Origin of the sequence: Bacillus sp. ISL-35 (assembly GCF_018613355.1) — a bacterium.
Taxonomy (GTDB): domain Bacteria; phylum Bacillota; class Bacilli; order Bacillales; family Cytobacillaceae; genus Mesobacillus.
This window is the reverse complement of sequence record NZ_JAGGQK010000007.1, coordinates 230,163-244,065: the sequence shown is the minus strand read 5'-3', so window position 1 is coordinate 244,065 and position 13,903 is coordinate 230,163. Positions and strand designations below refer to the sequence as shown.

Genomic DNA, 13,903 nt, shown 5'->3' with positions numbered 1-13,903 from the left:
TTAATCATATGTTCTATATAAAGAACGAAGTAATTCTTTATTAAGATGCACCATAGCAGGAGGAAAACATGAGCGCAATTGCAGGAATCATACATTTAAAAAAAGAGCCAGTTCCCTTTGAACATGGTAGGAACATAATGAAAGGCCTTGAAAAGTTCCCGGCAGACGATATCCAAGTCTGGCACAAACACAATGCCTTCATTGGAAACCATGCGCAATGGATCACTCCAGAGTCAGTTGGCGAACAACAGCCATTCTATGATTCCGAAAGGCAATGCGTCATCACTGCAGATGCCATCATCGATAACCGAGAAGAATTGTTCGAAAAGCTGCAAGTTGAGCGGTCAAAACAGAAACACATGCCAGACAGCCAGCTCATTTTGCTAGCTTACTATAAATGGGGAGAAGAATCCCCAAAACATCTTGTTGGAGACTTCGCGTATATGATCTGGGATGAGAGAAACCAGAAACTATTTGGGGCGAGGGATTTCTCGGGGTCAAGGACTTTGTATTATTACAAAGACGATGAGAGGTTTGCGTTTTGTACTACGATTATGCCACTGTTTACTCTACCTGGAGTAAAGAAGGAATTGAATGAGCAATGGCTGGCAGAATATATAGCTAACCCTGGAAGGTTTGAATCAGTTGAACCAGTATTGACTGTTTATAAAAACATTTATCAAATACCACCCTCCCATTCTATTACAATAATCAACAGATCTTTATTCTTAAATAGATATTGTGATTTAATTCCAGGGACAAAAATGAAATTAAAATCAGATGATGAATATATAGATGCTTTTCGTGAAGTATTTCAAAAGGCAGTTGATTCTAAACTACGCACGCATAAGACTGTCGGGGGACATCTAAGTGGTGGATTAGATTCGGGTTCAGTTGCTGCCTTTGCAACAAAAACCCTTAGAAAGGACAATAAAAAGCTTCATACATTCAGTTATGTACCAGTAGAAGATTTTGTTGATTGGACACCTAGAAGTAGAGTGGCTAATGAGAGGCCTTTGATTGAGTCAACAGTAAATTATATCCATGACATCTCACCTAACTACTTAAGCTTTGAGGACAAAAATCCTTATTCAGAGATTGATAACTGGTTAGAAACGATAGAAAGTCCTTATAAGTTTTTTGAAAATACATTTTGGTTGAGAGGAATTTATGAAGAGGCAAGTCGTAAAGGAATAGGGGTATTGTTAAATGGACAACGAGGTAATTGGACCATTTCTTGGGGTTCGACCTTCGATTATTATGCCTTGCTATTTAAAAGTTTAAGGTGGATAAAACTTAATCAGGAAATGAAGGAATATTGTTATCGTTTTGGTACAGGGAGAAAACGTATACTTTCAAATATGAATAGGAGATTATTACCTAAATTTTATCAGTCACAAGATTTGAATGATGAATTCCCTATATACATCAATAAAGATTTTTCTTCTAGAACAAAAGTATATGAAATACTAAAAGACCAGGGGGTAGATATTAAAGGAAAAGTTGATTCTAACGCTTATAAAGTAAAAGAAGATCACTTTCATAAGTTATATTACTGGAATACAACAGGAACTTATGGCACTAAGTTATCTTTACGCTATGGTCTTGTCGATAGAGATCCAACAAATGACTTAAGGGTAGTCCGCTTTAGTTTGTCTGTTCCTGAAGAACAATATGTTCAGAACGGATTGGATAGAGCCTTAATTAGAAGAGCAACAAAAGGGTATTTGCCCGATGATATACGATTAAATATGCGCAAAAGAGGTATCCAAGGTGCTGACGGAGTACATCGGATGACGTCTATATGGGATAGATTTATAGACGAAATTGAAAAATTAAAAAGTGATTCCTTAATGACGGGAATGATAGATATTAAGGTAATTGATAAGTGTGTTGCTATTATAAAAGATAACCCTAAACCTGAATTAGCATTCGAATTTGAATTTAATATACTTATGCGAAGTTTAATTTTATATAGATTTATTAAGAATCTTTAATTGAAGGGAGGTGATATGATGAAAAAAGCTTGGATTAAACCAGAATTAGAAATACTTAATATCCAAATGACTATGGGTGGACCAGGGCTTAGGACCCCTGATGCAGTCCAAACAGATCCTGATGCACCAGATCATGACGATGAAGTGCTCCATCATAGTTAATCTTTAATTGTACTTAGGTCTCTGCCCTTATATTAAAAAGTATAAGGGCATTTTTTCAAATATCTCCCTTTAATTGCTCTTCCAATCATTGAGGAGTAAAGGATGGGAAAAGTCGAATAAGGTTTCCGGAGGTAACATGTTAAGTACTTTTAAAAAAACTGCTTACAGAGGTTTTAATTTTGTTTTTCTAAGTGAAATAGCATTGCCTGAATTACAAGTTGTTAATGGCATAGAGGAAAAAGCTGATATCTTAATAGAATTAGCTGATTTAAAAGATGAATGGAATGAATTAGCAAAATCTAAACGTTACTATAATGTAACAGGAGAGAAGATTTGGTTTTATATTCCTTATACTGCAATTTATTGTGTATGTGGTGGAAGAAAAATTATTGTTTCACCAATGGATGGTTCTCATGAAGAGAAAATCCGCCTTTACATTTTGGGTTCATGTATGGGTGCCCTTTTAATGCAAAGAAAAATCTTGCCATTACATGGTAGCGCTGTTGCCATTGATGGAAAAGCTTACGCAATTGTGGGTGATTCAGGTGCTGGGAAATCGACCCTTGCTTCAGCGTTATTAAGCAGAGGGTATCAATTATTAAGTGATGATATTATACCTTTATCCATATTAAAAGAGAATATTCCCGTTGTCACTCCTACTTATCCTCAGCAAAAACTATGGCGTGAAAGTTTAAATGCAATGGGAAATATGAATAATGAATATCAACCTATTTTCGATAGACAAGAAAAATTTGCAGTTCCAGTAAGTACACAGTTTTCATCCCAATCAATTCCTTTAGCGGGTATTTTTGAATTAATAAAAACAGATACCGATGAGGTGAAAAAATTTCCTATATCCGGTTTGAGAAGTCTCCATATATTGTTTTATCATACTTATCGTAATTTTTTGATTGATGAAGCGAAATTAAGGGAATGGCATTTTGGTGTAACTGCAAATATAGCTAATAGAATTCCTGTTTTCCAACTTTGTCGACCTAGCAGCAAATTTACGGCCCATGAATTAGCTACTTTAGTTTTAAATAATTTGGGGGAGAATGAATATGATGAAAAATACTAAAATCGCACTTAATCAAGAAGTAGTACAAGGAAAAGGAAATATTGTCAGTGACATGGGGGGAGAAAAAGTGATGTTAAGTATCAACAATGGTAGGTACTATAATTTAGGTGAAGTTGGCGGGGGGATATGGGATATTATCCAGGAACCTATGGAAGTTAAAGATCTGGTGTCTATATTGTTAAATAAATATGAAGTGACCCAATTGCAATGTGAAGAGCAAGTGGCATTGTTTTTAAGTATGCTATTGGATGAAGGGTTAATAAAAGTTATTAATTAGAATAGTAAGCTTTTAGAAGGGGATATAAAATGAGGTTTTTAACAATGCTAAATACCTTTGTTTATCTGAGTACAAAAAAAAAGTTGCTTTTTATAGAAGCATTTCTTTTTTTAGGATGGGCTCGCATTCTAAAGATGCTCCCTTTCTCTAAAGTAGCTCCTTCCTTAGGAGATAAGATGAATGAAACACCGTACAACTCAATTGATTCCCATAGTATAGAAATCAAAAATGTTTCCTATGCAATTCACATAATGAGTAAATATACATTTTGGGAAAGTGAGTGTCTTGTTAAGGCAGTAGCTGGAATGAAAATGTTAAAAAGGCGAAACATTGATAGTACTTTATACTTAGGGATTGCTAAAGATGCTGCTGGAAAAATGATTGCCCATGCATGGCTAAGAAGTGGTTCATTTTATATTTCAGGTTCTGAAGGGATGGAAAAGTTCACTATCGTGGGAGTGTTTGCTAAGAGAATAAAAAGCAATTAGTTAAAAGGGGAAAGGTATGAATAAAAATCTTAATCTTAATTTAACGAAAGTGCCTAAAGAACTTAAGTTAATACTTGAAATTGTTAAAACTGAGAATTTGAGTAATATTTCTATTGAATTGCAATATGGAATTGATTGGGAGTTGTTTGTTGAACTTGCTATACATCACCGACTCTATCCTTCGTTATATTTAAAACTAGCAAATATAGATTACAATTGGATACCTGGAAAGACCGTCGAAACTTTACATAATTATTATATAAAAAACACTTACAAGATGCTCCAATTAAGTGGGGAAATGGAACAATTAAGTCAACTATTATTAAAAAATGAAGTACGTCCGATTTTTTTAAAAGGGCCTGTACTTGCTGCAGATCTTTATGGAGATATTTCTATGCGAACTAGCGGGGATCTTGATATTTTAATCCCAATGAATGACCTACAAAGAACAAATGATCTACTTGAGAGTCTTGGATATAAGAAGGATGAGTACATACAAACTGTGTTAAATGATTGGACATGGAGGCACCATCACTTCACATATTATAATTCAACCAAGCGTATAAAAGTTGAAATACACTGGAGGCTTAACCCAGCTCCAAACAAAGAACCAGGATTTTCTGAACTCTGGAACAGAAAACGGAAAAGTAACATTACCTTCTACCCTATATATTTCTTAGGTAAAGAAGACTTATTTTATTTTCTTGTTACACATGGAGCGCGTCATGGCTGGTCACGCTTAAGATGGTTATTAGATATCCATCAGATTATGAAGCAGGAATTAGATTGGGACAGCATTAATAAATTGTTGAGAAAATTTCAAGCAACTCGTATTGGGGGGCAATCGATAATATTATCATCTCAATTGTTTAACACAACTTTAAATAAAAACAAACACATATTCATAAAGGGGAAAGTCCCACACAGGTTAGCACAGGAAGCAGTATTTTATTTAGAAAACATGGTGAATTTACATACAGCCCCTGTTTCTGAGCATTTTGCGAAATACCACTCAAATCACTTATTTTCGTTAATGTCTTTATCACAAAAAATTATTTTTCTCTTAAGTTTCCTACACCCATATTATATAGATGCAGAAACATTTCCTTTGCCTAAAAACCTACATTTTCTTTATTATCCGTTACGTCCTATTCTATGGATGTGGAGAAGAAAAAAGAAACAGGTATTATCCTAGGGGGATTAAGTTGAAACAAGTCATATTCTTTTTAAAAGAGTTATATTCTTATGCTGGAAAAAAGCTTTATTTTAACCTGATGGGCATGGTGTTGGTCAGTATTTTAGATGGGGCAGGATTATTATTGTTGATCCCGGTAATTAGTTACAGCGGGATTTTAAATTTAGAGGGTGGAAATACAGCAGTCACAACAGCCACCGACTTTTTAAATCATGTACCAAATACACTTGGCCTCTCTCTTATTCTTTTGATTTTTTTAATAGTTAACATCATTCAAAATTTACTTCAGCGATATGTTACAATTCAAAACGTTAAGGTTCAGCAAGGGTTTGCACGTTACCTGCGAGTTGAGATATATAAGGATTTATTGCAGGCGAACTGGGAGTTTTATGTTAAACGAAGGAAGTCGGATCTTATTAATACGATAACTGCCGAATTAGGACGTGTGAGTGCTGGGACGAATATGTTTTTACAGTTAATTACTGCTATTGTATTCACTTTAATCCAAATAGGATTTGCTTTTTTACTGTCACCTAAAATTACCATATTTGTGTTATTGAGTGGATTGATATTATCCATTTTTTCTCGAGGTTTCATAAAAAGGTCTCGCCTGATTGGAGGAAAAACCTCTGAAATGGGAAGAACCTATTTGGCTGGAATTACTGATAACTTTAATGGTATTAAAGATATTAAGAGTAATAACCTTGAACAATCAAGAATGAATTGGTTTTGGGCAATTACCCAGCGAATTCATGACGAACAGATGGATTATATAAAATTAAAAACCTCATCACAATTCTATTATAAAATGGCATCTGCAGTTTTCATCTCTTGTTTTATTTTCTTATCCGTTAACATATTTAATTCACAGGCTGGGCAGCTAATGTTGATTATTATCATTTTTACAAGACTTTGGCCGAGAGTAACTGGAATCCAGTCAAGTTTAGAGCAGATGGCGACAACTGTCCCTGCACTAATATCTGTTATTCAGTTGAAAAAGGAATCTCAAGCAGCGAAGGAAATAGATGTTTTGAACTTCCAAAAAATAAAGCCTCTCAGTATAAACCATGGAATTGAATTTAAGAATGTTTTTTTTAGATATAGTCAAAGTGAAAATATATTTGCCGTTAATGGAATTAATGCTTTTCTTTCCTCAAATTGTATGTCAGCTGTCATAGGGAGGTCAGGTGCTGGAAAAAGCACTTTTATTGATCTGCTAATGGGGTTAAACAAGCCTGAAAAGGGCTATATTCTTATAGATGACGAACCTTTAACCCAAGATAATTTACTAGCATTAAGGAAGTCTATAAGTTATGTTCCACAAGATCCGTTTTTGTTTAATTCAACAATAAGAGAAAACTTATTAATTATAAACCCAAAAGCGACCGATGAACAAATCTGGGAAGCACTTGAGTTTGCTGCTGCTGATTTTGTAAATATGTTACCTCAGGGATTAGATACTTTAATTGGTGACCGTGGTATCAAACTATCTGGTGGAGAAAGACAACGTCTTGTTTTAGCCAGGGCTATTTTAAAAAAACCATCTATTTTAGTACTTGATGAGGCAACCAGTGCTTTAGATAGTGAGAATGAGGCTAAGATTCAAGAAGCATTAGAAAAACTGAAAGGTAAAATGACAATTATAGTTATTGCTCATCGCTTATCAACAATCAAAAATGCTGACCAGGTAATTGTGTTGGATCAAGGCAGATTAATTCAGCAAGGTAGATTTTCACAATTAGCCAATGAGAAAAAAGGAATCTTTAGCAAGCTATTATCTAAACAAATGGAAGCTGTAAATTAATGGAGAGAAAAAGTTGAAAAGTTTGTGATAATGTATTGACGCGTTCTTTATACAGAACTAAAATAGGTATATATTATTAGTTATTGAGAACTTATATTTTTTTGATCTAAATGTTCTCTATCTAGAACAAACTAAGTTTTAAGGTGGGTTAATGAGCAATGAATAATTCAAAAAAAGGGATTGCCAAAGAAATCAATATTAAAGAAATTTTCTTAGTTATAAAAAAACGTCTTTGGATCATTGCCATTATTACTGCCCTCGCATCAATTGCTGGATATTTATATGGTGAAAAGGACATCACCCTTCTGTATCAATCTTCGGCTCGGATCATTATAGGAAAAGAAGCTGACATGAATACTCTTCAGGTAATACTAAAAGATCCAGTAGTACTGGAGAAGGTCGTTGAGAAACTGGAGTTGAATCGAAGTCCCGAGTCTCTTGCCAATCAGATTAATGTTGGTATTCTTGATGATTCAAAGGTCGTTAATATAGGCGTGATAGATACCGATCCGAATAGAGCAGCTGAAATCGCTAATACGACAGCGGAAGAGTTTAAGACTGAGATAACCAGATTGCTTGATTTTAGTGATATGGAGATATTTTCACCGGCAAAAATCAATTCCACCCCAATTAATGAGGAAAAAAGCAAATCGGGAATTATCGGACTGGTTTTTGGTCTATTTGCAGGTATAGGATTCGTTTTCTTTTTGGATTCACTAGATGATACTGTCAGATCCCAAAAGGATGTAGAGGATTATCTTGGTCTACCTGTAGTAGGAAGGATTTCAAAAATGACTAAAAAGAATATTAAGAAGCAAAGTATTCATCCTATAGACTTCCCACGAGGTGATTCAGGTGTTCCGAAGTAAACGAAGGTCAGCAAATGCAAATCAAAAAAGAAATTTAATTGTTTATTCCAATCCAGATTCAATCATAGCTGAACAATTTAGAACGCTTCGGACCAATATTCACTTCTTGACTGGTGGTAAAAAGAGTATCTTGCTTCTAACATCTCCTGGCTCGAGTGAAGGGAAATCCACAGCTGCAGCGAACCTTGCTTTATCTATGGCGCAGCAAAAAGAAAAAGTGCTGTTAATTGATGCGAATCTTAGGGATCCAAATATACACTATATCTTTAAAATTTCTAATGGTAAGGGATTAGCGGATGTACTATCTGGTCAAGAAGAATTAAAGAATGCTGTGTACAACACGGAGATTGGGAACTTGGCAATATTGACAAGCGGGCAGCTGGATTCTAACCCGGCTGAACTACTTGGTTCAGAATCAATGCAGAAGTTATTTCAACAAGCATTAGAAGAATATGATTATATCTTTATTGACTCCCCTCCTGTATTGGAAGTGACAGATACAAAATTACTGGCAAATAAAAGTGATGGTGTAATCCTTGTTATAGGGGAAGGAAAAACAGCTATTGAAAAGGCAACAGAAGCTAAAAAGGCACTTGAGTTCGCTAAAGCAAAAATTTATGGCGTCATATTGAATGAGATGTAGAAACAGTTATTTTTTTAGTATTTTTGTTCGTTATTAAGAAAATATTGTTTGTTTTGTGGTGATGTCTCCTAGCCGATATCAAAGGAGGCACTCGGTCATGCTGTGGGTTGAAAAAACCTTAGACGCTCTGGTCGTCAAGAGTGTGATGTGAGGAGGGGTTAAATGCCCCATTTTATTATAAAGTTTTTACTTATTTGTTTTCTGAAAAGAACAAATAGGTAAAAACTTTATTTTTAAGGAGGATTCGTATGAAGGAAATAGATAAGTTTCCGAAATCGGTGAAAAAAGCAGTGAGGTACATAAAGCAGGACGCCAGCAAAGAGCAGTTAGAAGAAATCAGGAAGTTGATCGACTATGCTATTGAGCTTCGGAGTGTGAGGTTAGATTAAAAGAAGAAAGGAGGCAAAGCATGACATATAGACAGAGGCTTTCGTTATTTATCCTTATTGATTCAGTAATTGTACTGACAGCGATTTTCTTTAGTCACTTTCTAGTACGTGGAACGATCAATACTTCTCCATGGTTTTATTTGATAAGTGCTACAGCCATTTTGATAAGCCATCATTTATTTTCTTTTAAATTCAAACTTTATAAAAAAGCCTGGGAATATGCAAGTGTCGGAGAATTAATCATCATCCTGAAAACGGCATCGGCTTCAATTCTGACTGCAGCAGTTTTCCAGGGAGTCATACTTAACGAAATTTTTATAAGGCGGTTGTCGGTAACGTGGCTGCTTTTAGTTTTGATTATTGGCGGCTCAAGGTTTTGTTGGAGAATTTACAGGGATTTATATTTGAGTCGTTTAAATTTTAGCAAGAGGACACTAATTATTGGTGCAGGTTCTGCCGGAACAATGGTTGCAAGGCAGCTATTAAAGAGCAAGGAATCGGATCTACAGCCTGTTGGTTTTATCGATGATGATGCCAAAAAGCACCACTTGGATATTATGGGCATACCAGTCCTTGGAGGAGTAGACAAAATCGATGTCATTGTAAAAAAAATTAAAATTGACAATATTGTCATTGCGATTCCTTCGTTAAGCAGGAAAGAACTGAATGCTATTTTTAAAGAATGTGCAAAAACGGATGCAAAGACGCAAATCCTGCCAATGCTGGAGGATCTAATGACCGGCAAGCTGTCAGTTAACCAATTTCGCGATGTTCAGGTTGAAGATTTGCTGGGAAGAGATCCAGTTGTGTTAAACGACGATAAAATTTCTGAGGACATCTCAAACAAAGTTGTTCTTGTAACTGGTGCTGGAGGATCAATCGGTTCAGAAATCTGCCGGCAGATTGCACAATTTAATCCGGATAAATTAGTTCTGTTAGGACACGGTGAAAATAGCATCTACTCAATCGAAATGGAACTCAAAGAAAGTTTTAGTGGCTCAAACATTGAATTTATTCCTGTAATTGCTGAAATCCAGGATGCCAAAAAAATGATGGCCGTGATGGAGACTTTCCAGCCGGAAGTTGTTTATCATGCGGCCGCCCATAAACATGTTCCTTTAATGGAACGTAATCCTGAAGAAGCAGTGAAAAATAACATGATTGGCACGTTGAATGTTGCAAATGCTGCAAGCTGGCATGGGGTGAAAACATTCGTAATGATTTCATCGGACAAAGCAGTTAACCCGACAAGCGTGATGGGCGCAACAAAGAGGCTGGCTGAGATGATTGTACAGCATATGGATGAGAGCAGTAACACAAAGTTTGTTGCCGTCAGGTTTGGTAATGTCCTTGGAAGCAGAGGAAGTGTGATCCCTCTCTTCAAGCGGCAAATCGAAAAAGGCGGTCCTGTCACCGTGACGCATCCAGAAATGGTGCGTTATTTCATGACGATTCCTGAGGCATCAAGGCTGGTGATCCAAGCAGGAGCTCTGGCGCAGGGAGGAGAAATCTTCGTCCTGGATATGGGAGAACCTGTGAAAATAGTAGACCTGGCCAAAAACTTGATTAAGCTATCAGGTTATTCTATAGAAGAAATCGGAATAGAATATACAGGAACAAGACCTGGTGAAAAGCTATATGAAGAGCTTTTGAAGGATGATGAAGTAGGAGAGCATCAAGTGCACCCAAAAATTTACGTAGGAAAAACGTCAGAATTATATATATCCGAGATAGAAGAAATTATCGGCACCTTCTCAAGTATGGAAAAAGAAGAATTGAGAGACCGTTTGTTAGCATTAGCTAATAATACGTTTGCCGATTCTCCGATTATGTCAATTTCAGTTTAGGGGTGGAAGTAGATGAAAGTAAAAAAAGCGATTATCCCAGCTGCTGGCCTGGGAACAAGGTTCTTACCGGCAACAAAAGCGATGCCAAAAGAAATGCTCCCGATTGTTGATAAACCAACTATTCAATATATCGTTGAAGAAGCGATAGAGTCAGGAATTGAGGATATTATCATTGTTACTGGCAAAGGGAAAAGAGCGATTGAAGACCATTTTGATCACTCCTTTGAATTAGAACAAAACCTATTAGAAAAAGGGAAATTCGAGTTACTAACTGAGGTCCAAAAGTCTTCAAAACTCGTTGATATCCATTACATTCGCCAAAAAGAACCAAAAGGGCTTGGCCATGCGATCTGGTGTGCTCGGAAATTTATCGGGAATGAGCCTTTTGCAGTTCTCTTAGGTGATGATATTGTCCAGGCGGAAAAACCTTGCCTCCAACAAATGATGGAACAGTATGAAAGATATAATGCTTCGATCCTTGGAGTGCAAAAAGTGAACCCAACTGAAGTATCAAGATATGGGATTGTAGATGGAAACTGTATTGGTGACCGATTTTACAGTGTCAGCGGTTTAGTAGAGAAACCAGCGATTGAAGAGGCTCCATCAAATCTGGCAATCATGGGCCGCTATATTCTGAATCCAAGGATTTTTGATATTCTGGATCAGCAGGAACCGGGTGCTGGTGGAGAAATACAACTAACGGATGCGATCGCCGGTTTGAATGAATATGAAGCGGTTTATGCGTACGATTTTGAAGGCACCAGATATGATGTTGGTGAAAAAATGGGCTTTATTAAAACGACGATTGATTTCGCCTTGCAGCGCGATGATCTGCGCTCAGATTTGCTAGATTACTTTTCTTCGATTTTAAATCTTGAAAAAGCAAGGCAGAGTTAAGATTATGGCTTTGAAAAAGAGAATTTTATTATGTGCTACGGTTGATTACCATTTTAATGCTTTCCATTTGCCTTACATGAAATGGTTCAAAGAGCAAGGTTGGGAGGTACACGTTGCTGCTAAAGGTGATATGGAACTCCCTTTTGTCGATAAAAAATATGATTTGCCAATACAAAGGTCGCCATTCAGCCTGCAAAATATGAAGGCATATCAACAATTAAAATCAATCATCGACCAAAATGACTATCAAATCATTCATAGCCATACACCAGTTGGCGGAGTTCTGGCCAGACTTGCATCCAGGGCAGTGCGAGAAAAAGGAACGAAAGTATTTTACACAGCTCATGGTTTTCATTTCTGTAAAGGTTCACCAGCATTAAACTGGGTAATCTATTATCCTATTGAAAAATGGCTGGCAAGGTATACCGACTGCCTGATTACCATTAATGAAGAGGATTTCCACAGAGCAAAACAGCATCAATTCAAGGCAGACCGTATTGAACATATTCATGGAGTTGGAGTAAACACAGAAAAATTCAGGCCCGCTGAAAAAGAATTTAAAAAGGAATTAAGAATCGCCTACGGCTACAACGTTGGCGATTTTATAATGTTTTACGCGGCGGAATTCAATAAAAACAAGAACCAGCAATTGTTAATTCGAGCCCTGGCACAAATAGTAGATGATGTTCCAAAAGCTAAGCTGTTATTAGCTGGAGAAGGACCTTCATTGCAGGAGTGTCGCAAATTGGCAAAAAAACTAGCTGTTGAAGATCAGGTTCATTTTTTGGGATTTAGGAAGGACATTGAACAGTTACTGCAAATATCTGATGTTGCTGTTGGATCGAGTTTTCGAGAAGGTCTCCCTGTGAATATTATGGAAGCCATGTCATGCGGCTTGCCGGTAATCGCATCAGTAAACAGAGGACATCGAGAACTAATTACAAACCAGCAAGAAGGCTGGTTAATCAAAGAGTCTAACCCACGGATGTTTGCTAAAAAGATGAAGCTGTTAGCAAAGGATCCAGCTCAAAGGGCGGTAATGGGATCAAATGGCCGCAGGCTGATCATCAACAAATTCAGCACAAACAAAATACTTCAAGAGAAGAGTGCAATCTACAAACCACTTATGACAGAAACGGAGGAGTCACAGTGGGCAGTCCTTTAAGAGTTTTACATGTAGTCGTCAACATGAACCGTGGTGGGGCAGAAACGCTGCTGATGAATCTGTATCGAAATATCGATCGCTCAAAAATACAGTTTGATTTTTTAACCTGTAAAGAAGGTGTGTTTGATGAGGAAATAAAGCAACTGGGTGGGATAGTATACAGGATTCCTTATATAACTGATGTGGGGCACTTCAAGTATAGAAAAAATCTTGAGGAGTTTTTTAATTCCCATCTTGACTATAAAATTGTCCATTCTCATCTTGATAAAATGAGTGGTTTGGTGCTACAAGCTGCCAAAAAAGCAAGGATTCCTGTAAGAATCTCACATAGCCATAATACAAGCAGCGAAGGGAATTTAGCCGCTAAACTTTATAAGTGGTATATAGGACAGTTAATTAACCCAAATGCGACAAACTATTATGCATGTTCTCAGATAGCTGGAGAATGGCTTTTCAATGGAAGATCTACATCAGCTTCCATTTTAAAGAATGGAATAGATATTAAAGAGTATAAGTACTCTCATCAAACAAGAAGAGAAGTAAGAGCGGAAATGCAAATACTTGATAATCAAATAGTATTCGGACATGTTGGAAGGTTTGCTTACCAGAAAAATCATAAATTCCTGATTGAAGTGTTTGCCGAATACTGCAAAAGTAATAATGATTCTATCTTATTACTAATTGGGGATGGGCCATTAAGGGAAGAAATCGAAAAGAAAGCCTTTGACCTAAAAATTCATAATAAAGTCAAATTTTTAGGAGTACGCTCTGACATCCCTCGAATATTACAAGCTCTTGACTTATTTATATTTCCATCTTTACATGAAGGGCTGCCAGTATCATTAATAGAAGCGCAGGGTGCGGAGTTACCTTGTTTCATATCTGAACAAATCTCTAAAGAAGTAGATATGGGAATGGGCCTTGTTGAATTTCTTCCATTAAATAATAAAAGGGTATGGGTTGAGGAAATCAAAAAAAGAGGATCTTTTACGAATAGAGGAAAGTTAAATCTAGACCCTATAATACAAAAGGGATATAACATAAAAAATACTGCTTCTAAGCTCGAAGAATTTTATTTATCGGTATAGGGGG

At 36.4% G+C, this 13,903-nt stretch carries 14 protein-coding genes; all 14 read left to right on the top strand.

The genetic code is table 11. From position 1 onward, the window contains the following. The first annotated feature begins 68 nt into the window (after positions 1 to 68). The 14 genes from J7E38_RS12595 (at position 69) to J7E38_RS12530 (ending at position 13,899) form a co-directional block, all read left to right on the top strand. Positions 69 to 1,997, top strand: a complete 1,929-nt coding sequence (locus J7E38_RS12595; RefSeq protein ID WP_214707832.1) for an asparagine synthase-related protein — start codon at positions 69 to 71, stop codon at positions 1,995 to 1,997. 18 nt (positions 1,998 to 2,015) lie between these two features. Then, a complete protein-coding gene (locus J7E38_RS12590; protein WP_215038505.1) occupies positions 2,016 to 2,159 on the top strand; it encodes a paeninodin family lasso peptide in 144 nt (47 codons plus the stop codon). Between the two features lie 136 nt (positions 2,160 to 2,295). Beyond that, entirely contained in the window at positions 2,296 to 3,237 is a 942-nt protein-coding gene (locus tag J7E38_RS12585) for a hypothetical protein (RefSeq protein ID WP_214707829.1), read from the top strand. Next, positions 3,221 to 3,514 (top strand): lasso peptide biosynthesis PqqD family chaperone, encoded by a 294-nt coding sequence (locus tag J7E38_RS12580; protein ID WP_214707827.1) that lies wholly within the window; start codon positions 3,221 to 3,223, stop codon positions 3,512 to 3,514. The genes J7E38_RS12585 and J7E38_RS12580 overlap by 17 nt, the downstream gene beginning before the upstream one ends. A gap of 29 nt (positions 3,515 to 3,543) precedes the next feature. Further along, positions 3,544 to 4,002 (top strand): lasso peptide biosynthesis B2 protein, encoded by a 459-nt coding sequence (locus tag J7E38_RS12575; RefSeq protein WP_214707825.1) that lies wholly within the window; start codon positions 3,544 to 3,546, stop codon positions 4,000 to 4,002. A 16-nt stretch (positions 4,003 to 4,018) separates the two neighbouring features. Further along, the gene (locus J7E38_RS12570) at positions 4,019 to 5,197 is read left to right on the top strand and encodes a nucleotidyltransferase domain-containing protein (RefSeq protein ID WP_214707823.1); all 1,179 of its coding nucleotides are present in this window, start codon (positions 4,019 to 4,021) and stop codon (positions 5,195 to 5,197) included. A 10-nt stretch (positions 5,198 to 5,207) separates the two neighbouring features. Beyond that, the gene (locus tag J7E38_RS12565; RefSeq protein WP_214707821.1) at positions 5,208 to 7,001 is read left to right on the top strand and encodes an ABC transporter ATP-binding protein; all 1,794 of its coding nucleotides are present in this window, start codon (positions 5,208 to 5,210) and stop codon (positions 6,999 to 7,001) included. A 158-nt stretch (positions 7,002 to 7,159) separates the two neighbouring features. Further along, positions 7,160 to 7,870, top strand: coding sequence for a YveK family protein (locus J7E38_RS12560; protein ID WP_214707819.1), 711 nt, complete (start codon positions 7,160 to 7,162; stop codon positions 7,868 to 7,870). Beyond that, a complete protein-coding gene (locus J7E38_RS12555; RefSeq protein WP_214707818.1) occupies positions 7,857 to 8,513 on the top strand; it encodes a CpsD/CapB family tyrosine-protein kinase in 657 nt (218 codons plus the stop codon). The genes J7E38_RS12560 and J7E38_RS12555 overlap by 14 nt, the downstream gene beginning before the upstream one ends. A gap of 248 nt (positions 8,514 to 8,761) precedes the next feature. Then, the gene (locus J7E38_RS12550; protein ID WP_214707816.1) at positions 8,762 to 8,902 is read left to right on the top strand and encodes a hypothetical protein; all 141 of its coding nucleotides are present in this window, start codon (positions 8,762 to 8,764) and stop codon (positions 8,900 to 8,902) included. Between the two features lie 20 nt (positions 8,903 to 8,922). Continuing rightward, the gene (locus J7E38_RS12545) at positions 8,923 to 10,749 is read left to right on the top strand and encodes a polysaccharide biosynthesis protein (protein WP_214707814.1); all 1,827 of its coding nucleotides are present in this window, start codon (positions 8,923 to 8,925) and stop codon (positions 10,747 to 10,749) included. Between the two features lie 12 nt (positions 10,750 to 10,761). After that, the gene (gene galU / locus J7E38_RS12540; RefSeq protein WP_214707812.1) at positions 10,762 to 11,646 is read left to right on the top strand and encodes a UTP--glucose-1-phosphate uridylyltransferase GalU; all 885 of its coding nucleotides are present in this window, start codon (positions 10,762 to 10,764) and stop codon (positions 11,644 to 11,646) included. A 4-nt stretch (positions 11,647 to 11,650) separates the two neighbouring features. Then, positions 11,651 to 12,811: a glycosyltransferase family 4 protein gene (locus J7E38_RS12535; protein WP_214707810.1), complete on the top strand. Its 1,161-nt coding sequence runs from the start codon at positions 11,651 to 11,653 to the stop codon at positions 12,809 to 12,811. Further along, positions 12,796 to 13,899 carry a glycosyltransferase family 1 protein gene (locus J7E38_RS12530; protein ID WP_214707808.1) on the top strand — a complete coding sequence of 368 codons (1,104 nt, stop codon included), beginning with the start codon at positions 12,796 to 12,798 and terminating at the stop codon, positions 13,897 to 13,899. Before J7E38_RS12535 ends, J7E38_RS12530 begins: the two co-directional genes overlap by 16 nt. Positions 13,900 to 13,903 lie beyond the last annotated feature (4 nt).

Bases quoted from the DNA above. Each gene is read 5' to 3' on its own strand.
- J7E38_RS12595 (WP_214707832.1), top strand. From the start codon at position 69: ATGAGCGCAATTGCAGGAATCATACATTTAAAAAAAGAGCCAGTTCCC.
- J7E38_RS12590 (WP_215038505.1), top strand. From the start codon at position 2,016: ATGAAAAAAGCTTGGATTAAACCAGAATTAGAAATACTTAATATCCAA.
- J7E38_RS12585 (WP_214707829.1), top strand. From the start codon at position 2,296: ATGTTAAGTACTTTTAAAAAAACTGCTTACAGAGGTTTTAATTTTGTT.
- J7E38_RS12580 (WP_214707827.1), top strand. From the start codon at position 3,221: ATGATGAAAAATACTAAAATCGCACTTAATCAAGAAGTAGTACAAGGA.
- J7E38_RS12575 (WP_214707825.1), top strand. From the start codon at position 3,544: ATGAGGTTTTTAACAATGCTAAATACCTTTGTTTATCTGAGTACAAAA.
- J7E38_RS12570 (WP_214707823.1), top strand. From the start codon at position 4,019: ATGAATAAAAATCTTAATCTTAATTTAACGAAAGTGCCTAAAGAACTT.
- J7E38_RS12560 (WP_214707819.1), top strand. From the start codon at position 7,160: ATGAATAATTCAAAAAAAGGGATTGCCAAAGAAATCAATATTAAAGAA.
- J7E38_RS12550 (WP_214707816.1), top strand. From the start codon at position 8,762: ATGAAGGAAATAGATAAGTTTCCGAAATCGGTGAAAAAAGCAGTGAGG.
- J7E38_RS12545 (WP_214707814.1), top strand. From the start codon at position 8,923: ATGACATATAGACAGAGGCTTTCGTTATTTATCCTTATTGATTCAGTA.
- galU (WP_214707812.1), top strand. From the start codon at position 10,762: ATGAAAGTAAAAAAAGCGATTATCCCAGCTGCTGGCCTGGGAACAAGG.
- J7E38_RS12535 (WP_214707810.1), top strand. From the start codon at position 11,651: ATGGCTTTGAAAAAGAGAATTTTATTATGTGCTACGGTTGATTACCAT.